The sequence below is a fragment of the Cupriavidus sp. TMH.W2 genome, assembly GCF_050847365.1.
GTDB lineage: Bacteria > Pseudomonadota > Gammaproteobacteria > Burkholderiales > Burkholderiaceae > Cupriavidus.
This window is the reverse complement of record NZ_CP193794.1, coordinates 348,665-371,614: the sequence shown is the minus strand read 5'-3', so window position 1 is coordinate 371,614 and position 22,950 is coordinate 348,665. Positions and strand designations below refer to the sequence as shown.

The following is a 22,950-nucleotide window of genomic DNA, read 5'->3' as shown; positions in this document are numbered from 1 at the left end:
AATGGTTGTCGCAAATTCTACACAAGAATCATGTTTTATAGAGACACCAGCTCATGATTTGCGGTTATCCTTCTCATATGGATACGAAAAAAACATTAGATTCGCGTGCTGATGACCTCGTGGCGGTCATCGACTTCCTCAAGTGGCTCAACTCGTGTGATGAGAGCGGCATACAGCAGATGGAGCAGCCCTTTCCGGGCGTGCGCCTGCTGCCGACCCTGTCGGACCTGTTCGCGCTGGCGCAGGACGAGGCAGGCTGGATGCTGACGATGCACGCAGACGAGGCACCGTGGCTCGCGCATCTGCCCCTGCACAGCGCCTATCTCGGTTTCGGCGATGGGCTCACGCTGCTGACCCAGCCGGTCGAGATGCTGGACGAGACGCTGCCCCAGACGGCCATCGAGATCTTCGTGCCGGAGTTGGCGCTGGTGGATCTGCTCGCCAGCCAACGCCTGCTGGGTTTTGGTCATGGCCGGGGGGAGGGCGAGGCGGTGGTGGTGACCCGTGTGAACCGGGTCATTCCGCTCTACACCAAGGCGCGCTATGAGGAGGCGCGCCGCACGGCGGTCACCCCCAGCGCAACCCGCATGTTCGCCCGCTAAAGCGGGCCGGCCCAAGGGAGGTCATCCGATGGACTTGCAGCACGTCATGCGCCGTCAGGCTAACGAGGCGGCCGGTGCGCCCGGCTGGCGGCTGGGACTGGCCGAAGGGCGGCCCGTGCGGCTGCCCCAGCGATTCTGTCTGCGCACCATCGGCGCGCGGCGCTCGGGCCGCACGCTGGCACTGGCGGCGCTCGGGGAGCAGACGCTGGCGCAGGGTGGGGCGGTGCTGTGGATGGACGGGCACCTGCATCCACCGATTGGCGCGACGCTGCGCCAGCAGGCGCAGCGACATAGCGTGCCGTTCTGCACGACGGACGACAGCACCGACGACCCGGCGGTGGTCGCCCAGCTGTTCGCCCGGGGCGGTGTGGGGCACTGTGTGCCCAACCGCAGCCACGGCGAGCTGCCGGTCTGGCGCGCGCGCACGGCCCGCATGCTGCGCGCCATTGCCGCCCGTGACCTCGGCGCGAGCCTCGGCCCGATCTTGTTCGTCTTCAACGAAATCGCTGGGCGCTATGCCGGCGAGGCGCTGGGGCTGGCGGGGCTGCCGCAACGGCTGCGTGCGGCCGGCCACAACCTCGTGTTCAGCGATCCGGAGATTGCACAGGAGGCCACCGACGTGGCGGCGTACGCCCGCCAGTTCCTGTTCCACCGGGTCGAGACGGCGGCATCGTGCCACTACGCCCAGCACGTGATCGGCCCGTGGCCCGCCGCGCCCTCCTTCATGGGTTTTGCGTGGGGCAGCCCGTCCTACCGGTCGCTGGAGGAAGACCTGCGGCTGCTCGAATGGGGGCACGGTATCTGGTACGCCGATGGCAAGAGCCGCCTGATCCGTGCCGAGCACCCCACCAGCTTTGCGCGGGCCACGGGCCCGCTGCCGCTCGAAACCGGCCGTCATTGAACCAACCGAACCACCCACCTAACCCACCCGAGCTGCGCCCGCCCGGGCGCAGGATCGACCCCAATCGCGACGACTGGCGCCGCACCAAGAGGGCGGTCCACGCAGACTAACCATGTCAACCCCGAATCCCATTGCGTCCACTGACGCCACCGCCATGCCTCGCGCCCCCGCAGCACGCCTGCGCCGGGCCCTCGACGTGCTGTTGGCTGTTTTGAACCTGCTGGCCGTCGTCGGCCTGTCCCTGTTGGCCAGCCGGGTGCGCTTCGAGACCGTGCTCGCACTGGCCGCCGGGCTGCTGGTCCTCAACGGAGGCAGCCTCTTGTATCGCTGGTGGCGGCCCTACGCGAAGGCCGCCCAGTCGCCTCAGCTCCTGCGGCGCGTCATGGCCGTGGCGGCCGTACTCATGCTCTATGAGGGACTGGCTGGGCTTGGCGTGGTCGTGGCGCAGGCCCGCGCACGCGATGCGGTCGCGGCCTACCAGCAGCAGCGCCGGCAGGACCTTGCGGCCACCATGGACTGCGAGCGCAAGCCCGACAGCTGCTGGCAGGAGGCCGCCCGGGGCGCCGGCACGGCCTTTGGCTTGGGCCTGATGGTCACGATGGGCCCCAAGGACGCGTTCGATCCGGTCACCCGGCGGGAGATCCTGCTGCGCGCGATCGGGATGATGCAGGCGGAATCGACCGGGGACGCGATGCGGGGGCTACGCGCCGTTGACCGCGCCTGCGCGCGCTCGATCCTGTGCAGCGTATCGTTGGGGCGCTCGGCCGCACGGGATGCGGTCAGCCTGCAGCAGACCGTGGGCATGATCGACATGCTGGCCCAACGGACCCGCGAGCGCGGCGACCGTTAAGGTGGAGCAGAACCTCGCCAAACCGGGCCCACTTGCGCGTCGCGCGCTGCATGCCTCGCTCGTGCAGCTCGCCGAGCGCTGGCTGCGCCGGCGCGGCTTCGGTGTGACGGCGTCCGAGCTGCATGCGGCGGGCTGCGCGAGCAGATGGATGCGATCGGTTACCGGACCCATGCGACGGCCATCGTCGAGTGCAAGACCTCGCGCGCGGACTTTCGTGCCGACTTCAGGAAGCCGGAACGCCAGTCTGGCGGGCTGGGCGTCTACCGCTTCTATCTGTGCCCCGAAGGGCTGATCGTTCCCGAGGACCTGCCCCCGCGTTGGGGGCTGCTCTGGGCGCGCGGCGATCGCGTCGTCGAGGTCAGGGCGCCCACCGGCAACAACTGGCCCGGCTTTGATCCCGGCTATCCCTACGGGGACTGGACGGCCTTCATGCATGAGCCCGACTATGACGCCGAGCGCATCATGCTGTTCTCGATCGCCCGCAGGCTGGCCGCCGGCCAGCGGACCCAGCGCGCCGCGCGCCGGTCACGCGGGTAGCGGCCTTGGCGTTGCGCCACTGGCCGAGTATCATGCTGATACTAGACATTCTCCAATTCCGTATATGACCGTTAAGACTGCGTCACCCTCCCGATCGCCGGCCCGCGCCGCGCCCGCTCCCAAACCGAAAGCGCGCCCGGCAGACAAGACGATGCGCTCCGCTGCGGTGGCGCCCAAGCGTGCGACGCCTGCCAAGGCCGCCAAGGCGGCCAAGGAGGGCGAGAGCACTAGCGCCCTGAGCGTCGACCAACTCGTGGCGCTCAAGGATGCGTTGGGCTTCGCGGACTATCGGGCCATGGCTGATGCGCTGGGGCTGTCGGAGGTCAGCGTCAAGCGCATGATGACCAGCAAGCAGAGCGTGACCAAGCAGGTCGCGTTCGTGCTGCTCGCGCTGCGCTATTTCCGCGACCATCCGCGTGCGGCACTCCAGTTCGACCAGTTCCTCATGACCTACAACAAGGAGCTGCCGCAGGTCTCGTGACACGTCCGCGACAGGGACCCTGCGTGACGCCGGTTCGAATAGCACTCAATGAGTAAAATAGCTGTTGCGCAAAGTATCATTACGATACACAATGGATCCAACAACACACCCGTGGGACGCCATTTCAATGCGTGACAAATCCAACGACTATGCCTTTAACGGCTTGGCCGGCTGCGTGACCCAGCGCAGGGCCGGTGCCGTGCTGGTCGGCCTCTATGCGGCCGGGCCGGCCGGCCTCGATGCGAGCGATGGCCAATGGGCGACCGTCTGCGAGACGCATGGCGCCATCTGCAATCATCGCTTGCGCCAGACCGCCGAGCGCCAGTTGGCGGATCCGGCCGGCTGGTGTGAAGCCTGCCGGGGTGTCACATGCTGAGCCGCGTCGATCCCCTTGCGCCATTCAGCCGCTGGTATGCCCGCGCCTTTGCCGGGGCATGGGAAGGCTCGTCAGCGCGCGAAGCGGTCTTGTCCGCGCTGCAATGCCGGCGCATGGCCGTGCTGCACGCGCAGCGCGAGCGCGCGGCCGATCGACCCCAACACGCGGCCTACTACCGTGAGGAAGCCCAGCGCCTGCGTGGCATCGTACGGGGCGAGCTGCGCCGTGCACGAGCCCTGCGCGCCCAGCCCGTGCGGCAGCCCTACCTGCTGATCGCGTGCAGCGATACCAAGCGTCATGATGCGCAGCCCCTGCGCGCCATCGACCGCTATGATGGGCCGGCCTATCGGGTGCTGCGCAACAGTCTGCCCGTGCTGGGCAATCGGCTGCCCATGCGCATCCTGTCGGCGCAGTTCGGCCTGATCTCGGCGCAAACCTGCATTCCGGACTACAACCGCCGCATGGATGAGGCCCGGGCCCAGCAGTTTCTGGACGACGACAAGCTTCGCCGTGATCTGGCGGCGGATATCGCCCGGGTCCGGCCGACCGACATCCTCGTGATGGGCGGCGCGCACTATCGCCGTGTCCTGACCGAAGCGCTGCGCGACGCCGGCCTGCCGGTGCATGTGCGCGTGCTGGCGGTGCAGGGCGGTATTGGCGAGCAACTGGGTCAGCTGCGCCGCTGGCTTCACAATCAATCGGTAACCGACACCCGCGACGTGCGGGCGGCATGGCATGCCCACCTTTCGGGTGGTCAAGCTGCGCACGCCCCTGCCGATAGTCGGATGTCCCTCCAACTTCCAGCATGACCGTCACCGACTCCACCCAACCTCCCACCTCCACCGCAGTTGTGCCGGCACGGCTGCACGAGCTCAAGACCGTGGTCCTCCCGGCGCTGTTCGTGGATACCGCACGCATCGGCAGCTATGGCGGCGAAGACGGCGGGGCGGCCGTGCTCTCCGCGCTGTCGGCCAAGCTGGAGAACTCGCCGGTGAGCCTGCTGCATCAGCAGATCAGTGCGGTGATCGACGGGCTCAATGGCGCCCACCCGCAGAAGATCCTGCGGAAGCCGACGTGGTTTTCGCAGCTGATGGGTCGCGAGATCGAGGCGAACGTGCGCTATCAGGTCTCGCGTCTGGAGCTCGAACAGCGGGTCAAGGCCGCCCAGCAGACTGCCGCGGCGGTCCGCACGCTGATCGGGGAGATCGAAGCGACGATTGCCGCGAACGCGGGCCAGATCGCCGAGTTGCGCACCTGTGTACAGGCCGGCCGCGAATACCTTGCAGAGCATCCGCAGGCGGGTACGCCCACCGAAGCCCTTGCCTTTGACAACCCGCGCGAGCGCTTTGCGCGCCGGGTGACCAATCTGGCCATGCTGCTGCAGTCGACCGAAGCCGAAGTGGTGCAGCTGGGGATCGCCCGGGCCAATGCCATTGGCATGCTGGACCGCTTCTCGGATACCTGTACGGTGCTGCTGCCGGTCTGGCGCAGCAACATCATCGGCCTGCTGAACAACGCGGACCTGTCCAGCGACAAGATCGCCGCCGCGACCAAGGCCCATGACGACCTCCTGAATAGCCTCGACCGCAGCGTGCAACCGCCGGCGGCCCTGCATTGAACCTGCGCTAAACCTGACCCGGAAACCTATGCCCACCCCCATCGTGACCTCCCCGACGACCCTGCCGGCCGTGCTCCATGACAAGGCGCTGGCGGAGCTTGGCCTCAAGCCTGACGATCTCGCCGAGATCCAGAGCCTCGCGCAACAGATCGACGCGAGCAATCCGCTGACCGTGGCCGAGTTCGGCCAATCAATCGATAGTCATGCGTCGGGCTACGCCGACATCCTGCTGGGGCAGGTGAATAACCGCGACCTCGACGAGGCCGGGGCGAAGCTCACCGCTGTCGTGAACATCGCCCGCGATGTGAACATGGGCGCGCTCTCGGACCGCCGTTCGCGGCTGCCCGTCGTGGGCCCGGCGATCGACTGGATGCGTCGCCGCGCGGTGAGTGTGCAGGACCGGTTCCAGTCCGCCAAGACCCAGATCGAGACACTGGTCAGCGAAGTCGAAGCGACGCGTACCGGGCTCGTGGCGCGCAACGGCACGCTGCAGACCATGTTCGAGTCGGTGCAGGGGGAGCACCGCCTGCTCGGCCTGCACGTCGCCGCCGGCAAGGTGCGGCTCGGCGAGATCCGCGCACAGGCCGAAGCCCTGCGGGCAGCGGCACAGAGCCCGGCCGAGGTGCAGCAGGTAGCCGATTTCGACAGCGTCGCGGCCAATCTGGACCGGCGCGTGGCCAATCTGCAGGTGCTGCAGCATGCGGCATTGCAGAGCCTGCCCTTTATCCGGGTGCTCCAGCAAAACAACCAGACGCTGGTCGAGAAGTTCGACACCATTCGCACGATCACGATTCCGGCATGGAAGCGCGACTTCGTGCTCGCGCTCAGCCTGAACGAGCAGGAGAATGCGGTGGAGCTTGCGCAGAACATCGATGACGCCACCAACGCGTTCATGCGTCGCAATGCCAAGCTGCTGCACCAGAATGCGGTAGCCACCGCCCAGTCCAACCAGCGCCACGTGATCGACATCGATACGCTCAAGGCGGTGCAGCAGGAACTGATCGACACGGTGCAGGACGTGATCCGTGTCCAGCAGGAAGGGGCGCAATCCAACCAGAAGGTCGAGCGCGAACTGCTGGCCATGCGCGGTGACCTGCAGGGGAAGCTCACGCGCGCCACCGGCAAGGCATGACGATCATGACGCCATCGCGTGAGACGACGGGATTGATGGGCGACCGCCTGCGCGCGGCCATGGCCGAGCCGGCCCGGGTGACGATCCGGATGCCGGCCACCCTGCAGCCGGCCTTCGAGCGCCTGCAGACGCGCGCCGCCAAGGTGATGACACGTGGCATGCAGGTGATGGCCGTGGGGCTGCTTGCCGTGGCCGCCAGCTGGATGGTGTCGCGTGGGACCTTCACGACGCAGCTGCCCAAGGGACTGACCGGTGCCGACATCCCGGCCGTGATTGCCGAAGGCTTCGCAGACGAGCCCGGCGAGCTCGACAAGCTGCGCCGCTATGTCTACGACGGCGTGCTGCAGGACGCCAATTGGCGCAAGGCCGACGGCCAGCCGCTGGCCTCGCCCGAGGCCGATTATGTGCTGGCCCAGTCGGCGTACTACGCCCTGACCAAGAACGCGGCGGACTATGAGGCCATCCAGAAGACCTTGCGCACACTGGTCCAGCGGCTCGCGCCACAGGTCGATACGCACCCGGAGCATTACGACGCGCGCACGCTCTACGCACTGGAGGACTACGCCCTGAAACGCGTGACCAGCGCGCCTGCCCGCAGTGTGGCGCGGGCCGTCGAGGTGGAGCGCGCCCAAGCGCGGCGCTGGGGCGTGCTGGGCTACGCGGGCGCGGTGCCGCTCGTGATCCTCGGCTGGCTCGCGTATCTCGTGGGGCGCGCCATGCAGCTGCGCGTCGATCGCATCCAGCACGCACTGGGACGGACGAATTGAAACCACCCCTCACCCTACGCGGTGGGTCGGTCACGGCGCCGGTGGCTACCGCCTTCCCCATGGGCACTTCCGGCATCGCGCCGGCCGTGGTGCTGCCCGCGACCATGGCCGGGTCGTTTGCCCGCTTGCGCACACGCGGCCAGCGCCTGCTGATCGCCGGGGCGGTCGCCGGGGTGGGCGGTGCGGTGCTGGTCGCTGGCGGGATCTACGGCCTGTCGGGCGCCGGACACCTGTTGCCGACCGCCCTGACGACGGTCGATATTCCCGTCGGCATCCGCGCCGCGAGCAACGGCGGGGGCGGACATTTGAGCGCGGCCATTGCCACGGGCATGGATGCGCTGGCGTCGGTCGGCGGCGCCATTTTCCGCTACACGATGGGTCTGGCGTCGGTCGTCATGATGGGGCAAGCCTTGCATGGCTATGTTGTCGCGGCCAAGAAGGAGGTTGCGCCACCGCTCGTGTCACTGCTTGTGAGCGGGACGCTGATGCTGGGCGCTTGGGGCGTGCCGACTGTCATCGATGCGCTGAGCGACGTGACCGGGGTTGGTGCCCGCGAGCGTATCGTGTCCGCCGTCCAGTCGGGGGCATTCGAGCCCGCCATGGTGGAAGACGCCAGCGACACGCACGGGGGCCTTCCCTATCTGCTGGCGCAGCGCGACCAGTGGCAGCTGCAGCGCCCGCGCAGTGATAGCACCAAGGATCTCGACGCGGCCTATCTGGCCACCCTGCGCCAGTCGCTGGCCCGGATGCCGGCCACGACGCCGGTCGACCCGGGCATTCGCTATGTGCTGGAGCGCACCGCCCATGGCCGTGCGCAAAGCGAGGCGGCCAAGGCCTACGAGGCCGACACCGCGCGGGCGGCCCGCCGCGCGCAGCGCTGGGGCCGCATCGGGCTGGCGCTCGGCGCGCTACTGCTGGCCGCCGGCCTCGGCCTCGCCGGCTTGGGCGGTGTCATCGCGGCGCGCGTGCGGCGGGTACAGGGCTGGCTGCCCGCCGCGACGGCGCGCTGACGCTCCCGGCGCGCCCGTCACGGGGCCGCCTCGCGTCGCATCACCCAAGGCCCGGCATCGACCGGGCCTTTTTGCGGTCCGCCGATCGTGGGTCATCCTCAGAATGCAACTAACCGTCGGACGCGCCGGCTCCTAGCGCAAAATAAATGTTTTTCCCGTGCGCGTCTGCACCGAATCCCCTATTTTTCGTGTAGAAAGTGGCGACTAAGTGGGGTCGCTCGCTACAATCGCACCATCGCGAATCCCAGACGTTCCGTCGTGCCAAGGCATGCCTCCCGCTACCGTTCCTGTCGCCGCTGTCGATGCTGATGTCGCTGCCCTGTCCGGTGCGGCGGGCCCGGCGGGTCCGGGGTCTGCCGCCTTCGCGGCGTGGTTCGCCGGCTCGCGCATCGTTGCCGACGGCGTGCCCCTGATCTGCTACCACGGCACCGCAGCGGACTTCAGCGTGTTCGTGGCGCACGCGCCTGTGACCGTGTACCGGCTCGACGGCGCGGCGCTCGACCGGGTCGACAGCTGGGACGTGGCGGGGGACTGGAGCCGCCGGCCGGAGGCCTTTCACTACGGGGCGTTGGCCGACGCCGTGCAGCTCGGCGCCGAGGCGGCGCTGGCCATGCGCGAGCGCGAAGCCCACGCCATGGCGACGTATCGGCGCGCGCAGGGCGAGGCGACGCCGGCAGCCGACGATCCCGCCGACGACACCGTGCGGCGCTTGACGGACCTGCGCCGCCTCCTCGGCCGGGCGCTCGTGCAGACCACCGAAGTGCGGCCCTCGGGCGATGGTCACTACTTCACGCCTGACCCGAGCTACAGCTTCATCCGTGACATCGGCCAGCGCGACGCCGGGCGGGTCGTGCCGGTTTATCTCGCGATCCGCAACCCGGTGTATCTCAACGCCGCACAGATCGAGAGCGCGGGCAGCGCCCATTGGGTGGCGCATTACCGGGCGCTCGGCCACGACGGCGCGATCTTCAGCGACCATGCCGATCTGCGCCGGCGCGGCTGGAACGGGGCCACCCAGATCGTGGCCTTCGACGCGCACCAGATCAAGAGCGTGTTCAACGTCGGCACCTACGACCCGGCCAACCCGGACATCCGCTTTCGCCGCGATGGCGCCCAGCCGCTGCCGGCGCCTGCGGTGGGGACGCCGACAGCGGTCGCCCCAAATCCGTTCGCCTTGCCGCCGGGGCTCGGCAGCGAGGCACTGGCGCGCCACGGCCTCGCGATGTCCGCCGCCCAGCGCGAGGCCGCGTTTAGCGCGTGGTTCAAGGACAGCCACGTGCGCCACGCGGATGGCACGCCCCGGATCTGCTACCACGGCAGCACGGCGGACTTCGCCGTGTTCCGCCCCCATCGGGGCACGGATGCGGATCCGGGCTGGTACGGCAGCGGCATCTACCTGACCGCTGACCCGGCCACGGCATCGGCCTACGCGGGCGAGCTGGTCGAAACAGGCGCTGGAGAGGAAGCGGGCGCGCCGCGCGTGATCGCCGCCTATGTGTCGCTGCAACATCCCTATGTCTGGCCGGCCGACCGGGCGGCCGCCACCACGCCCGAGCAGGCGCGCGCGATCCGCGCCGAGCTCGAAGCGGCCGGCTACGACGGCGTCGTGGTGGGCAACGCCTACGCCGACCCCGAGCTGGCCGCGCACTGGGAGGTGGTCGCCTTCCACCCCGCACAGGTGAAGAGCGTCTACAACGTGGGCACGTTCGATGCCACCGTGGACGACATCCGCTTCGCGCGCACCCGCGCCAAGCTGGCGGATCGGCGCGCGCGGCTGGACAAGCCGACGCTGACCGACGCGCAAGCGGTTCCTGCCATCGTCTACCACCTGTCGCCGCGCGAACATCGCGCACAGATCCTTGCGCAGGGCCTGCGGGTGGCGGCCGACCGCACCGGCATGGCCGCCGTGTTCGTCTCGGACACCGCCAGCGCGGGCGGCGCGGGCTTTGACGTCTACGCGATCGCCACGCAGGGGCTCGACTTCGAGCCCGACGCGACCACCGAGCCGATCGCGGGCGAGCGCTGGTTCGCGACGTATGACGACATTCCGGTGCAGGCGCTGCGCCTCGCGCCCGAGCTGGCGACCCCCGGGGCAGACGCCGACGCGAGCGCCGCGCTCGTCACGTGCCGGACTGCCGTGCGCCCGCCCCGGAAAGAGGGCGCGTTACGAGACGCCGCCTTCGATGCGTGGTTCGCGGGCTCGAAAATCGTGGATGCAACAGGTGCACCGCTGGTCCTCTACCACGGCACGAAATCTGATTTCGACCGGTATGACATCAAGACGTTCGGTGCCAGCGACGAAGGTCTCGCGGGCAAGGGCTTCTATTTCACCTACAACCCGGAGGAAGCGAGCAGCTACGCGATCAATGAGCAATACGGGAAGGGCGATGCGCCCAATGTCCAGCCGGTCTACGTTTCGCTGAACAACCCGTTCGTCATCCAGCAAGGGCGGCTTCCGGACGGACGAAAGCTACAGGAACTCCACAAGGGCATCGGGGTGACCGCGAGCGGCGGGAGCGCCGTCCGCAATATGGCGGAGGAGGCCGGGCATGACGGCATTGTCTGGACGAACCGGGACGGGCACATCCTGCATGTGGTCGCATGGAGGCCGGAGCAGATTAAGTCCGCCATCGGCAACGCCGGCACCTATGACGCCGACAATCCCGACATTCGCTTCGCGCGTACCGCGTCGGCGGCACTGGCGCCGACGGCGGAGCGCCCTGAGGGGCCGTTTGCGCAGTGGTTCGCCGACAGCGTGGTGCGCGATGCCGATGGAGTGCCCATGGTCGTTTTTCATGGTTCCCGGGCATCGTTCTCGACCTTTGCACTGGATCAGGCGATGACGGCCGGACGCGTGGAGTCGGAGTATGGTCGCGCCTGCTATTTCACCCCGGACCCGGACGCTGCGGCCGCCTATGCGACCACGGCCCAGCAGCCCGGTGGCGAGGTGGTCTATCCAGTCTACCTGTTGATGCGCCGGCCCTATGTGATCGACCTCACCAAGGTGGCCGTGCGCGCGCAGTATGCCCCGGGGCACGACCCGGCCTTCCTTGCGCGCCTGCAGGCGCGCGGGTACGACGGAATAGTGGTGGTCGACGAGGACGTCGATGGCCGACCGCCCATTGATCCCCTGCGCGACCTGCCGGCCTTTGCGACTGAGCTCATTGTCTTCGATCCGGCGCAGATCCTGTCGGCGATCGCGGACATCGATCCGCTGGACCTGAGCCATCCCGGACATCGCCGGCGCGCCGCGCTGGCGCGGTATTTCGAGGGGGCCTCCCAGAAGACGGTGCCGCCCCAGCAGCGCTCAGCGCCAGCGCCACGGCCGAGCGCACCGGATCAAGGCGCGTACGAGCCATGACGGCCAGCCACGCAGCTGGCCGCACGCCAGCCATTTCGCACGCCTGCCGCGTGCCCACGAGGAGAACACGATGCCGTGCTACCAGCACCAAGTGAAACCACCGACCCGCGCTGAATACGAGGAGTGGGTGCGCATGGGGTATCTGCGCTCGTGGGAAGCCTATTGCGAAGCCAAAAGCCGCAGCGCCGGACAGACGTTCTTCATTTGCGGCGAGCTGGGCCAGCACTGTGCCGACTGCGCGGCGGTCGGCGCCTTCCTGTGCGACTACCCGGTGGGCGAGGGCAAGACTTGCGATCGCCCGATGTGCGCCGACCACGCCCACGAAATCGGCCACGAACTGCATTACTGCGCAGCCCATCACCAGATGTGGCGCGAATTCAGGGATAGCGGCGGCGTGGACGCGGCGCTGCGTAATGTCATTGCGATCCCACAGGAAAAGTAGGAGTTGACGATGGGCAAACGAGAAGTGATCGACCTCACCGAGGCGTGGTGGGTCTGGGTCGGCGAGCAGCCGGCCGTGCGCGTGGCCAGCGCGCGCGAGGCGCGCGCGCTGATGCAGCGCGAGGGGCGTGACTGCGAGCAAGGCAACCGCTTCAACCGTCCCGACATCGCCTGCCCGGTGGCGGAACTCCTCTGGAACGAGCCGTTGCCGCAGAACGCGACGTTTCATCGCACGGTCTGCTCGCCGGTCTCGCTGGTGCTGCGCCGGGGGCAGCTGCGCAAGGTGGTGAGCCGCCTTGCGCCCTCGAAGTTCGAGCGCACGGCACGGGGCTGGTATGCCTTGGAGCCACGCGTGCCGGCGTGGTGGCCCCGGCAGTACCTCGACGCCGTCGACGATCCGGGCACGCTGGTGCTGCGCGGCGCGGCGCCATGGATCGCGCAGCTCGATGCGCGCTGGCCGCAGCCGTGAGCGTGGCCCGGGACATTGGCATACACGGAATCTGAAACAGCATGAGCAAGGACCCTTCCGCCGATTCGCTACCGACGCGCTCGCCGCTGGCGCGCGGCGTGCTGGCGCGCCACGGCGTGGCCGCCGCTGCGCCAAGCACTGACCGGAAAGACGGCGCATTCCGAGACGCGGCCGCGCGCGAGGCCGCGTTTCAGTGTACGCCCGTGAGAGCGTGCGATCTGCGGGGTGAAAGTCCCCGCCGGAGTTGGCCACAGCTCCGTAGCTGAAGGTAACTGCGTCGTCGCGAGGCGGGGTGGGGAGTAACCGGAAGCGAACTGTCGGTCCGTAGGTTAACGAACCTGTTTCGGCGGGGTATGGCGGCGAGCCTGCACTAAAGTGGCGAAGCCTGGAAGTAACACAGCACGCTGTCGTGGCGGATAAAGCGGTGCGGTGGCGTACCACGTGGTTGAGGACGGAACGATAGGACGGTAGCACGAAGCAAGCGGGGAGACCTGCCGGCGAGGTGAACGCTGGCAGGAGTCAGAGTCCCGATAGTACTGCACACGGAAGGGTAATGCCGTGGAGACCTGCGTCAGAGCAAAAGGCGCACTAGGGAAGCGGGGCAGGAAAGTTGATAGCAAAAGACCAGAAGGAAGCAGAGATGAAGATCGAAGCATCGCCAGTGTCGGAAACGACTAGACGAGATGCAAACGCGCTGGGAAGCTGCGTGCAGCGGAAATTCGCGTCAGCTTCAATCTGGACGGACGCTATGTTGGCTGCTCTACAAAACGGAGTTAGGGGAGGTAAATGGCACAGTCTGATTGACAAGGTGTATCGCCTGGACACGCTCGCGCTGGGATGGGCTCAGGTCGAGAAGAACGCCGGGGCGGCGGGAGTGGACCGTATGAGCGTGAAGCGATTCGCGCAAGCGCGGGACCGCTATCTTGCTGAACTGGCGCATGCATTGCAGGACGGTAGCTATCGCCCGCAGCCGGTGCGGCGCGTCTACATACCGAAAGGTAAAGGACGTCGCCCGCTCGGTATACCCGCTGTGAAGGACCGCGTAGTTCAAGCGGCCCTGAAGTTGGTCATCGAGCCGATCTTCGAGCACGAGTTCGAGCCAAGAAGCTACGGCTTCCGCCCGGGCTTGGGATGCAAGGACGCGCTCCGAGAAGTTGACCAGCATGTGAAAGCGGGCTACTGCTGGGTGGTCGATGCTGACCTGCAAAGCTATTTTGACTCGATCCCACACCTGCCCCTTCTCGCGAGAGTGGCCGGGCGAATCGCGGACGGCCGAGTTCTGGAGCTCATCCAGTCCTTTCTCAAGCAAGACATCATGGAAGACATGACGCGTTGGACGCCGACTTCTGGCAGTCCGCAAGGGGCGGTTGTCAGCCCCCTGTTGGCAAATCTGTACCTGCACGAACTTGACGTAGAAATGCGCCAGGCAGGGCTGGTCATGGTGCGCTACGCGGATGACGCCGTGGTGTTATGCCGTACGCGTGAGGAAGCAGAAGCTGCCTTCTCTCGCCTGCGGGCTTGGGTGGACGCTAACGGCTTGAAACTGCATCCCGATAAGACCCACATTGGGGACTGCCGGTTGCAGGGTCATGGCTTCGAGTTTCTGGGTTACCGGTTCGAGGCGGGCCAACGCTGGGTGCGCAAGAAAAGTCTGATGGGGCTGCGGGATCGAATCCGTGCCCTGACCAAGCGCCACCGGGGCGATTCGATCGAGAGCATCATCGCCTCGATCAATCCGATCTTGCGGGGCTGGTTCGGATACTTCCGGCATGCCCACCGATACACCTTCTCGTCCGTCGACGGCTTTGTTCGTCGTCGACTGCGAGCGGTTCTGCGCCGACAGCTACATCGTCCAGGTCAGGGCCGATGCTTTCGCGATCACAGTCGATGGCCAAATGCCTTCTTCGCCAATCTTGGGCTGTTCACGATGTACGAGGCTCATCAATTGGCGCGCCAATCCCGATGTGGAAACAACTGACTGGAGAGCCCGTCGCGGGAAAACCGCACACCGGGTTCGGAGGGAGGGGACGGCGCTCGCCGTTTCCTACCCCTATCTTGGTTCTCCGGGTCCAAGGTGAGGGACGCACAGGGCGCGCCGCTGACCGTTTTTCACGGTACCGGGGCGTCCGAGGCGATCGCCAAGTTCGCCGGCAACGCCTATGCCGGCTGGTTCAGTGAACGCGCCGCGCACGCCAACGCCTACACCTCGGCCAGCTTGGACTCGATTGAGGACGGCGCCGTGTACCCGGTGCATCTGGCGATCACGAACCCGCTGGACCTGACCCACCTTGAGGCCAACGCGGCGTTCGATGCCGCGACGCTCGCCGCTGCGATGGGCGCGTCCGCCAGCGTGGTGCAGGAGCTCTTCGACGAGGTCGCCACCGGAGACCAGTACTGGAACCTGATCGACACGCCGAGCTTCCGGGAATGGGTGGACGCCCTGCAGTACGATGGCGTGAAGGTCCGCGAGGGCGGGGCCGTGACATGGGCCGCCCTGCATCCCACGCAGATCAAGAGCGCACTGGGCAATCGCGGCACTTATGACCCGCAGAACCCCGATATCCGCTTCCGCCGCAACGAGGCCGCCACGCTGCCGCCGGCGCTGTCGGCCGAGGCGCGCGCCGCCAACCTGCGCACGTGGTTCGGAAACTCTGCCGTGGTCGATGCCGAAGGCCGGCCCCTGCGTGTTTTTCACGGCACCGATCGGGCCTTCACGGTGTTTGATCCGCAGGCCCCGCGCCGGGCGCTGCCGCTGCCCGGGATGTTTTTCACTCCGCATCCGGCGGTGGCCAATACCTACGCCTCCTACGGCCGCGAGATCCGCGATGATGACAACTGGGTGATCGGCGCCGAAGGCGGGCAGGTCCTGCCGTGCTACCTGTCGCTGCAGAACCCGGTGCACCTGCAGTATGCCGACCGGGAAACGGGCACCCTGACGAGCTGGAAGGTGGTGGAGGGCGATGTGCTGGCCGGCCTCGCCGCCGGGCACGACGGCGCCATCATCGAGGGCTGGGCCGATGGGAGCGGCCCCATCCAGTACGTCGCCTTTCGCCCCAGCCAGATCAAGAGCGCGATCGGCAACGTCGGCAACTTCGATGCTGCGGATCCGGACATCCGTTTTGCCCGGCATGCCGATAGTGCTTTGGCGCCGGCGGGGGTGGCCGAGGCGCGTGTCGGGGCGCATGTCCGTGCTGACGTCGACCCCGAAGTGGACTCCGATGCCGTTCACTTCGCCCAACTGGCGCAGACCGGGTTCTGGGGCCGGGAGGGCGCCGGCGCCCTGATCATGGCGCGCGACACGGGCCGGCTGCTGATGCCGGAGCGCTCCGAGGATGTGCTCGAACCGGGTACGTACGGCACATGGGGCGGTGCCATCGACGCCGGCGAAGATCCGGCCCGCGCGGTGCGGCGCGAGGTTAAGGAAGAGGCCGGCTACGACGGCCACGTCGAGCTGGTGCCCCTGCTCGTGTTCGAAGCGCCGGGCTTCCGCTACTACAACTATCTGGCCATTGTCGACCACGAGTTCACGCCCGAACTGAACTGGGAAACGGCCGCTGCGGACTGGCGCGACGCCGGGGACTGGCCGGCACCGCTGCACCCCGGCGTCGAGGCGCTGCTCGCCGATCCGGCCTCGATGGCCAAGCTGTCGACTGAGCTGGCCAAGGTCCAGTACGCGCGCTGGAAGGCCACCGCTTCCGCAGGACTGCCAACGCATCAGCGCCGCGACGAAGCGGCCTTCGCGTCGTGGTTCGCGAATTCTTGCGCCGTGGATGACAAAGGTGCGCCGATGGTGTTGTTTCACGGCACCCGGGCGGTGTTCAGCTGCTTCGAGCCGGGCCGCGTGCGCGCGGACAGTACGGCTGAGCCGGATCCGGGCTTCTTCTTCACCACCGACCCGGTCGTGGCCGCCCAGTACGCCGGCTGCGACGAGCACTTTCCCGCGCCAGACATCGGCAGCGTCATGGCCGTGCATCTGCGGGTCACCAATCCGCTGGTACACGACTTCGAAGGTGGCAAGCATGGCCGCAAGGACGTGATCGCCCGCGCGATCGCCGGCGGCCACGACGGCGTCGTGCTGCGCAATCACTACGACGTGGGCGGGGTCGGGGACCAATGGGTGGTGTTTGCCCCCGAGCAGATCAAGAGCATCTGGAATGCGGGCACCTTTGACCCATCGACTCCGGATATCCGCTTTGCGCGGGATGCCACTGGCGGCCTGCCGCCGACGGTAAGCGACGGGCAGGGCGCAGTGCCAGACGCCGCCCCCGGCGTGCTGACGTCCGAGGCCTTCCGGCGCTGGTTCGGTCGCAGCGCGATCGTGACCCCAGACGGACGGCCGCAGCGGATGTACCACGGCAGCCAGCAGGACATCACCACGTTCGCGCCCAGCGCCACGGGCGCACTGGGGCCGGGGGTCTACCTGAGCAGCGACCCCGACGAAGCCGCATTCTGGGCCCGCCGTCCGGGCAATGCCGCCCGCAACGTGGTACCCGTCTACGTGGCCATCCAGAACCCGTACGTGTGGACGCCCGAGGATGATTTCCGCTGGCCGCTGGAGGTGAATGCCGACGCCCGCCGTGCCGGGCACGACGGCATCATCAAGCAGTGGGCGGATGGCGCGTGCGAGGTGGTCGCGTTTGCCTCGCACCAGATCAAGAGCGCGTTCAATGCCGGGACCTACGACGCGTCGAACCCCGATATCCGCTATGCGCGCGACGCCAGCCGTGCCATCGTGACAACCCCTGCAACCCCGTCGCGCCCGACCGGCCCCGCCAAGGCCACGCGTGACGACAGCCTTGAGCCATGACGACGCATTCTGATTTCCCCGAGCGGTCCGTCCCGTTCGAACACTGGATCGCGGACTCGCGGCTGGTGGATGCCGCGAACACGCCCTTGCCGGTCTACCCGCGCACCGACACCCCGATATCGGTCGAGGGCAGTGCCCCCCTGCACTTCACCTTTACGACGCCTGACGCGCCCGCCAGTGCGGCGCCCGCGTACCTCGCCATGCGCAACCCTTACGTGGTCTGGCAGCGGATGCATGCGGATGGACTTACGCAGGCGGGCTACGTCGAGCGCCTGCGCAGCAAAGGCTTCGACAGCATCGTGGTCATCAAGGACACGGCAGACGCCATCGCCCCAGACATGACGGCACTACGGGATATCGCCGTGCAACTGATCGTGTTCCATCCGGAGCAGGTTCGGATGGTGCACGAGGTCGAGCGCGAAGCCCGGGCGCGACGTGAGGCGGCGTCCCGCCTCGTCCCGAGCGGCCCGGTTGACGCCCGGTTCGCGGCGTTCATGGCGGGCTCTCGGGTCGTGCATGCCGACGGGTCACCGCTGGTCTGCTACCACGGCACCGCACAGGCGTTTGACCAGTTCGACCCCGCGCACGCGGGAAAGACCTTCCGGGTCGACAAGGAAGGCATCTTCTTTGCGGAGAATCCGACCGAGGGCCTTGACGCCGACACGGCGGCGACCGTGGCCAGCTTCAATCGCGGTGCGGAGCAGTTTGGGCAGAACATTCGTCCTGTGTTCTTGGCCATCAGGAACCCGCTGGTCAAGGCGCCGATCGAGGTCCAATGGCCCTATGAAGGCATTCAGCGCATTGGCGGCACGAAGCTCTTTGACAGCTGTGTACGCGCCGAGCTGTTCGCGCAGGCGCGCGCCGGTGGCCACGACGGGCTCTACTTCCCGTTCGAGGAGAACGGCGCGCTGCAAGGTCTGTGGGTGGCCCTGCGCCCGGACCAGATCCTGAGCGTGTTCCATCCGATTGCCATCGGCCAGCCCATCGCCTACACCCCCGCCTTGCGGCAGCCGCGCCCGGCCGCCGACCCGGCAGCGCCCGGGATGGCCCCATGATCGCCAACGCCCCCTTGCTGCGCGCGGCCGATGGCCGCCCGCTGCGTGTCTATCACGGTTCACCCGCCGGACATTTCGCGCGCTTTGACCGCGCCTTCGAAGGCAGCAATACCGGCCCCGCCAGCGGGACCCACGCGCTGGGCGGCTTCTACTTCTCGGATCATCCGGAGACCGCCAACACCTACGCGCGCACCCATGAAGTGGAGCTGGCTCACAGCGCCGAACAGAAGTTCGGCATCGTGCCCCGCGAAGCGTTGCCGCAATCGACGATCTATGCGTCCTATCTGCGCATGGCGCGGCCCCTGCATCTCTTGGGCTATCCCAACCCATCCCACATTGCCGACGCACGGGCCGCTGGCCACGATGGCGTGATCGCCCGCGTGGGCGAGCACCACGAGTACGTCGTCTTTCATCCCGACCAGATCATGAGCATCTTCGACCCCGAAGTGGCGGCCGCGCATGTGCAACGTGTGCCGGGCCTTGAAGCCTTTGCCCCGGTGGATACCCGCAGTGAGGCGTTTCGCGCTTGGTTCCGGAACAGCGCCTTGGTCGACGAGACTGGCCGGCCGCAGGTCCTGTTTCACGGATCTCAGGCGGACTTCAGCGTCTTCTCTGACAGCCATATTGGGACGGGTGTCGACGCGGTGAGCAACCTCGGGGACTGGGGGGATGGCTTCTACCTGACCAATGACCCGGAACTGGCTTCGGTCTTCGCACAGCGCGAGGGCGAGACGGACGGCACCGGCGCCGTGGTCCTGCCGCTGTACGTCTCGATGCAGAACCCCATCCGAGCCGAAGACCTGTACGACATGGAGGGGGTGCAGGGCATGCTGGCGGATCCGTATCCCGGTGACAGCCTGCGCAAGATGCTGGAAGCTGTCGGCTACGACGGCATTCTCGTGAAGGGTGGGCGCGAAGTCGTGGTGTTCCGGCCCAACCAGATCAAGAGCGCGATCAGCAATCGCGGCGAGTTCAGTCTGGCTGACCCCGACATTCGCTTTGCGCGCACGGCCGCGCGGGCATTGCCGGCCCCTGCCACGCAGGTCGCGCCGGCACAGGAAGCGGCGGGTGTGTACCGGCTTTTCCATGGGTCGCGCGCGCGTTTCACAACCATTGCCCCGTCGGCCCGTGGCTTCTACGGCGCCGGCATCTACCTAACCGACGAGGAAGCGACGGCATGGGAGTATGCCGAGGACGCGAACGGCGCCGGTTCTCCGGTCGTGTATGCAGCAGAGGTGCGCATGCAGCGCCCCTTTGTGTTTGAGGCGCCCGAGGCGATGGAGGAGCCCACCAGCGACACCTTGGCCAAGCACCTGCTAGCCGGGCCGGCGCTGACCAGCGCCCTGCGCACGCTGCTGAAGCATGGCGAGATCGGCAGCGTCCTGCAGGAAGAGCTGGTGCGGTGGGGCTACGACGGGCTGATCGTGCGCGTGCCGGACACGCCCACCGAATACATCGCCTTCCAGTCCAAGCAGGTGACCGTGCAGCCCATACAGACGGAAGCGGCGGCGCGGGACCCGGCCACGTCGGCCTTCGCCGACTGGTTCGCGGGCAGCGTGGCCACCGAGGCCGATGGACGGCCCCGGACCCTGTACCACGGTACGACCGAATCGTTCGCGCGCTTTGACCCGGCCCGCAGCGGGACCCAGTCCAACACGGGCGCACCGCATGGGACGTTTTTCTTCTCGGAAAGCCCAGCCATCGCCAGCAGCTATACGGTCGAGTGGCAGGGCGACTTCTCGGTGGATTATCGCGAGGGGGGCAATGTCATCCCGGCTCATTTGCAGTTGCGTAAGCCGCTCAAGGTCTCGGCCAAGGGCGAGAGCTGGAACGACATCCTCTACAAGGGGCGCTTCATCGACATCAACGAGCTGGCGGCATTGGCCAAGGCCGCCGGCCGGTACGATGGGGTGATCGTGAAGCGCGTGCGGGATCGCGGTACCGGCGCGGTGGAAGCGCCGGTATCGACGACGTACATTGCCTTCGATGCCTCGCAGATCCGCAATGCGATCACCGGCGAATTGATGGGTCCCGAGCAGCTGCCGCTGCGCTTCCGTCGCGATGCCAGCACCACGCTGGATGCCGAGGTGCCGGCGCTGGATCTGGCCATCGCCGACGATGCGTTCAGTACGCTGCGCGAGGCCCGCCTTGGCGCCACCGCCGTCAGCTATGGCGTGCGCCGCGAGGGCACCGCGCTAACGCTGAAGGTCTATGCGCTGCGCACGCCGCGCAGCCAGCGGGGCAACGGCCACGCCCGGCGGGCGATGCAGGCCGTCCTGCAGCAGGCCGATGCGGCGGGCATGCCAGTGACGCTGGATGCCTCGCCGCTGGACAACCGCACACGGCTGGACCGCCTGACGGGCTTCTACCAGTCGCTCGGCTTCGTGCCGACTGGCGGGTCGGTGAACGTGCTGGGCCATCCGGTGATGGACCGCGCGCCGCAGGCCTCGCATCTCGATCCCGAGGCGCACTGGCGCGGCCGCGCCTTCGAGGCGTGGTTCGGGGCATCCGAAATCGTCGACGAGACGGGTGCGCCCCTGCCCGTGTATCACGGCACGGCGGCAGACGTCACCGCCTTCGACCGACGCCGTCTGGGCGAAGTCACCGAGACGAGCGATGCCAAGCTGGGCTTCTGGTTCGCGGGCCATCCCGCACGCGCCAATCTGGCGGCCGAGGACGCGCAGGCTGTCACGGCCGACGATAGCGGTGCCAACGTCGTCCGGGCATTTCTGAGGATGGAGCGCCCGTATCACGATTACGGCTCGCTCTACGAGACGTTGAGCGACCCCGAGAGCACGGCCCGCACGATTCGCCGGGCCCGTCGCGCCGGGCACGATGGGGTGATCTTTTACAACGGTGAGGGCGGTACCAATTTCGTCGTGTTCGAGGCTGGCCAGATCAAATCAGCGATCGGCAATGTTGGGACCTTCTCCCGGTCCTCCGACGACCTCCGGTACCGGCGCGACGCTGGCGGCTCCATACGCAAGCCGCTGCGGGTGGCGCTGCCGTGCGCGGTGCTGGACGCGCTGCAGCCGCTCAGCGAGGCGCAGGCCTTGGCCATGGTCGCCGGCAAGACTGGCAAGCCGCATGGCGTGGATCCCGCCCTGCATTTCGATGCGCGCTTCGCCGAGGCCAAACGCAACCTTTACGGGCTGGTGCCACCCAGCGCGTTCGTCGCGAACGACGCCGGGGAGCGGTACGACGGCACCGTGGACCTCGCCCGCGCCCATGCTTACGCGGCCCAGCCAGCGGGCGATGTCCCGCCGGTGATCGCGGTGATCGGACGGCGCAGTGGCATGCTGCATATTATCGACGGTGGTCATCGTCTGAGCGCAGCCCGGCTGCGCGGCGATGCACAGGTGCCGGTCATCGTGCGGGTGCCGGCCAGCGCCGAACTGGTGTTCGAGGCGGAACTGACCGAGCCGGCCGCGCCGGCGGCGCAGGCAGCGCCGCCGGTTGCCCCGACCGCAGACGCGATTCGAGCGGCACTGGCCGCCGATGAGTTCGGGCATCACGTCGACGTGTATCCCACGTTTGCGGCGATTCCCCCTTACGTGCAGGCCAAGGCCCGGCGTGATTCCAATTTCGGGGTGCGTGGCTACTGGGACCCGCGCCGCAACCGGGTGGGGCTCGTCGCGGATAGCCACGACACCATCGAGGCGGCGGTGAAGACCGCGCGCCACGAGCTCATCGGGCATTTTGGCGTCGAGCGCATGCTGGGCGAGGCGCGCTTTCAGGAAGTGATTGCGATGGTGGGTGAGGCGGAGCGCAACGGCAATCCCCTGATTGTCCGCTACGCTGGGGAAGTCGATGTCGCACAGCCCGGCCTGTCGGCCGCCCGACGCGCCAGCGAAATCATCGCGCATATGGCCGAGGACAACGTCTACGACCATGGCATCATGCGCCGCGTGTGGGACGGCATGCGGGTGTTCCTGCGCCGCATTGGCTTCATCAAATCCGATGTGACCGATGCAAGGCTATGCCGCCTGTTGCGCGACAGCCAACGCTACGTGCGCTGGCTGCGCGCCACGCCCGAGCCGGCGCCGACGCACACACCGCCCCATGGGTCCGTGGTGCCAGTCGCACCGGGCGGCCCTGAGGGATGGGTGCCCAGCCAGAGGTTCTATGGCTCGGTCGGGGCCGACGAATCGAACGCGGACTTGCTGCGCTCGCTGGGCGTCGAGCTCGGGCCCTATGACTATGCGACCGGCCGGTTCCCGGCGCGGTTCACCCCGGAGGCCAAGGCGGCCTTGGACACGCTGACGGCGGACTTCGACGTCAAGGCGATCGCGGTCCACCGTGGGGCGGAGGTCGGCTTCTTCAGTCCGCGTCACCGCAACGCCGAATGGTTGACGCAGCGCCGGGCGGTGCTTGACTGGCAGCTGACGGGCGATCGGCCGGCGCCGCAACGCGTCCGCCTGCAGGCCGAACGGCAGGCGGTCGATACCGCCTTGGGCGAACTGGCCAGCCCGAAGGCCGTCAGCGAGATCCGGCCGGCCGCCGGAGATCTCGCCCCGGCATGACGGCACCCCAGACACGAGGA

Annotated in this window: 18 protein-coding genes; all 18 read left to right on the top strand. The window is 67.6% G+C overall.

From position 1 onward, the window contains the following. The first annotated feature begins 77 nt into the window (after positions 1 to 77). The 18 genes from ACREYQ_RS31570 to ACREYQ_RS31485 all read left to right on the top strand — a co-directional run bounded on the left by ACREYQ_RS31570 (position 78) and on the right by ACREYQ_RS31485 (position 22,930). Positions 78 to 602, top strand: coding sequence for a hypothetical protein (locus ACREYQ_RS31570; protein WP_432262824.1), 525 nt, complete (start codon positions 78 to 80; stop codon positions 600 to 602). A gap of 46 nt (positions 603 to 648) precedes the next feature. Continuing rightward, entirely contained in the window at positions 649 to 1,503 is an 855-nt protein-coding gene (locus ACREYQ_RS31565; RefSeq protein ID WP_432262823.1) for a hypothetical protein, read from the top strand. A 112-nt stretch (positions 1,504 to 1,615) separates the two neighbouring features. Then, positions 1,616 to 2,353 (top strand): hypothetical protein, encoded by a 738-nt coding sequence (locus ACREYQ_RS31560; RefSeq protein ID WP_432262822.1) that lies wholly within the window; start codon positions 1,616 to 1,618, stop codon positions 2,351 to 2,353. Positions 2,354 to 2,497: 144 nt separating this feature from the next. After that, positions 2,498 to 2,890 carry a hypothetical protein gene (locus tag ACREYQ_RS31555; protein WP_432262821.1) on the top strand — a complete coding sequence of 131 codons (393 nt, stop codon included), beginning with the start codon at positions 2,498 to 2,500 and terminating at the stop codon, positions 2,888 to 2,890. A gap of 151 nt (positions 2,891 to 3,041) precedes the next feature. Next, on the top strand, positions 3,042 to 3,371 hold the full coding sequence (locus ACREYQ_RS31550; RefSeq protein ID WP_432262820.1) for a hypothetical protein: 330 nt from the start codon (positions 3,042 to 3,044) through the stop codon (positions 3,369 to 3,371). 127 nt (positions 3,372 to 3,498) lie between these two features. Continuing rightward, a complete protein-coding gene (locus ACREYQ_RS31545) occupies positions 3,499 to 3,747 on the top strand; it encodes a hypothetical protein (protein ID WP_432262819.1) in 249 nt (82 codons plus the stop codon). After that, the gene (locus ACREYQ_RS31540) at positions 3,741 to 4,556 is read left to right on the top strand and encodes a DUF6884 domain-containing protein (protein WP_432262818.1); all 816 of its coding nucleotides are present in this window, start codon (positions 3,741 to 3,743) and stop codon (positions 4,554 to 4,556) included. Before ACREYQ_RS31545 ends, ACREYQ_RS31540 begins: the two co-directional genes overlap by 7 nt. Beyond that, positions 4,553 to 5,365 carry a hypothetical protein gene (locus ACREYQ_RS31535; RefSeq protein WP_432262817.1) on the top strand — a complete coding sequence of 271 codons (813 nt, stop codon included), beginning with the start codon at positions 4,553 to 4,555 and terminating at the stop codon, positions 5,363 to 5,365. Before ACREYQ_RS31540 ends, ACREYQ_RS31535 begins: the two co-directional genes overlap by 4 nt. A gap of 28 nt (positions 5,366 to 5,393) precedes the next feature. Continuing rightward, on the top strand, positions 5,394 to 6,497 hold the full coding sequence (locus ACREYQ_RS31530) for a toxic anion resistance protein (protein WP_432262816.1): 1,104 nt from the start codon (positions 5,394 to 5,396) through the stop codon (positions 6,495 to 6,497). A 5-nt stretch (positions 6,498 to 6,502) separates the two neighbouring features. Continuing rightward, a complete protein-coding gene (locus ACREYQ_RS31525) occupies positions 6,503 to 7,264 on the top strand; it encodes a hypothetical protein (RefSeq protein WP_432262815.1) in 762 nt (253 codons plus the stop codon). A gap of 59 nt (positions 7,265 to 7,323) precedes the next feature. Continuing rightward, positions 7,324 to 8,274 carry a hypothetical protein gene (locus ACREYQ_RS31520; protein WP_432262814.1) on the top strand — a complete coding sequence of 317 codons (951 nt, stop codon included), beginning with the start codon at positions 7,324 to 7,326 and terminating at the stop codon, positions 8,272 to 8,274. 268 nt (positions 8,275 to 8,542) lie between these two features. Then, complete coding sequence (locus ACREYQ_RS31515) at positions 8,543 to 11,635, top strand: hypothetical protein (RefSeq protein ID WP_432262813.1); 3,093 nt, start codon at positions 8,543 to 8,545, stop codon at positions 11,633 to 11,635. 70 nt (positions 11,636 to 11,705) lie between these two features. Further along, on the top strand, positions 11,706 to 12,077 hold the full coding sequence (locus tag ACREYQ_RS31510) for a hypothetical protein (protein WP_432262812.1): 372 nt from the start codon (positions 11,706 to 11,708) through the stop codon (positions 12,075 to 12,077). Positions 12,078 to 12,086: 9 nt separating this feature from the next. Then, on the top strand, positions 12,087 to 12,545 hold the full coding sequence (locus tag ACREYQ_RS31505) for a hypothetical protein (RefSeq protein ID WP_432262811.1): 459 nt from the start codon (positions 12,087 to 12,089) through the stop codon (positions 12,543 to 12,545). Between the two features lie 640 nt (positions 12,546 to 13,185). After that, positions 13,186 to 14,523, top strand: coding sequence for a group II intron reverse transcriptase/maturase (gene ltrA / locus ACREYQ_RS31500; protein ID WP_432262810.1), 1,338 nt, complete (start codon positions 13,186 to 13,188; stop codon positions 14,521 to 14,523). 96 nt (positions 14,524 to 14,619) lie between these two features. Beyond that, the gene (locus tag ACREYQ_RS31495; protein ID WP_432262809.1) at positions 14,620 to 17,352 is read left to right on the top strand and encodes an NUDIX domain-containing protein; all 2,733 of its coding nucleotides are present in this window, start codon (positions 14,620 to 14,622) and stop codon (positions 17,350 to 17,352) included. Next, positions 17,349 to 18,407 (top strand): hypothetical protein, encoded by a 1,059-nt coding sequence (locus ACREYQ_RS31490; protein WP_432262808.1) that lies wholly within the window; start codon positions 17,349 to 17,351, stop codon positions 18,405 to 18,407. The genes ACREYQ_RS31495 and ACREYQ_RS31490 overlap by 4 nt, the downstream gene beginning before the upstream one ends. Then, the gene (locus tag ACREYQ_RS31485) at positions 18,404 to 22,930 is read left to right on the top strand and encodes a hypothetical protein (protein WP_432262807.1); all 4,527 of its coding nucleotides are present in this window, start codon (positions 18,404 to 18,406) and stop codon (positions 22,928 to 22,930) included. Before ACREYQ_RS31490 ends, ACREYQ_RS31485 begins: the two co-directional genes overlap by 4 nt. Positions 22,931 to 22,950: the final 20 nt, after the last annotated feature.

Bases quoted from the DNA above. Each gene is read 5' to 3' on its own strand.
- ACREYQ_RS31570 (WP_432262824.1), top strand. From the start codon at position 78: ATGGATACGAAAAAAACATTAGATTCGCGTGCTGATGACCTCGTGGCG.
- ACREYQ_RS31565 (WP_432262823.1), top strand. From the start codon at position 649: ATGCGCCGTCAGGCTAACGAGGCGGCCGGTGCGCCCGGCTGGCGGCTG.
- ACREYQ_RS31560 (WP_432262822.1), top strand. From the start codon at position 1,616: ATGTCAACCCCGAATCCCATTGCGTCCACTGACGCCACCGCCATGCCT.
- ACREYQ_RS31555 (WP_432262821.1), top strand. From the start codon at position 2,498: ATGGATGCGATCGGTTACCGGACCCATGCGACGGCCATCGTCGAGTGC.
- ACREYQ_RS31550 (WP_432262820.1), top strand. From the start codon at position 3,042: ATGCGCTCCGCTGCGGTGGCGCCCAAGCGTGCGACGCCTGCCAAGGCC.
- ACREYQ_RS31545 (WP_432262819.1), top strand. From the start codon at position 3,499: ATGCGTGACAAATCCAACGACTATGCCTTTAACGGCTTGGCCGGCTGC.
- ACREYQ_RS31540 (WP_432262818.1), top strand. From the start codon at position 3,741: ATGCTGAGCCGCGTCGATCCCCTTGCGCCATTCAGCCGCTGGTATGCC.
- ACREYQ_RS31535 (WP_432262817.1), top strand. From the start codon at position 4,553: ATGACCGTCACCGACTCCACCCAACCTCCCACCTCCACCGCAGTTGTG.
- ACREYQ_RS31530 (WP_432262816.1), top strand. From the start codon at position 5,394: ATGCCCACCCCCATCGTGACCTCCCCGACGACCCTGCCGGCCGTGCTC.
- ACREYQ_RS31525 (WP_432262815.1), top strand. From the start codon at position 6,503: ATGACGCCATCGCGTGAGACGACGGGATTGATGGGCGACCGCCTGCGC.
- ACREYQ_RS31520 (WP_432262814.1), top strand. From the start codon at position 7,324: ATGGGCACTTCCGGCATCGCGCCGGCCGTGGTGCTGCCCGCGACCATG.
- ACREYQ_RS31515 (WP_432262813.1), top strand. From the start codon at position 8,543: ATGCCTCCCGCTACCGTTCCTGTCGCCGCTGTCGATGCTGATGTCGCT.
- ACREYQ_RS31510 (WP_432262812.1), top strand. From the start codon at position 11,706: ATGCCGTGCTACCAGCACCAAGTGAAACCACCGACCCGCGCTGAATAC.
- ACREYQ_RS31505 (WP_432262811.1), top strand. From the start codon at position 12,087: ATGGGCAAACGAGAAGTGATCGACCTCACCGAGGCGTGGTGGGTCTGG.
- ltrA (WP_432262810.1), top strand. From the start codon at position 13,186: ATGAAGATCGAAGCATCGCCAGTGTCGGAAACGACTAGACGAGATGCA.
- ACREYQ_RS31490 (WP_432262808.1), top strand. From the start codon at position 17,349: ATGACGACGCATTCTGATTTCCCCGAGCGGTCCGTCCCGTTCGAACAC.
- ACREYQ_RS31485 (WP_432262807.1), top strand. From the start codon at position 18,404: ATGATCGCCAACGCCCCCTTGCTGCGCGCGGCCGATGGCCGCCCGCTG.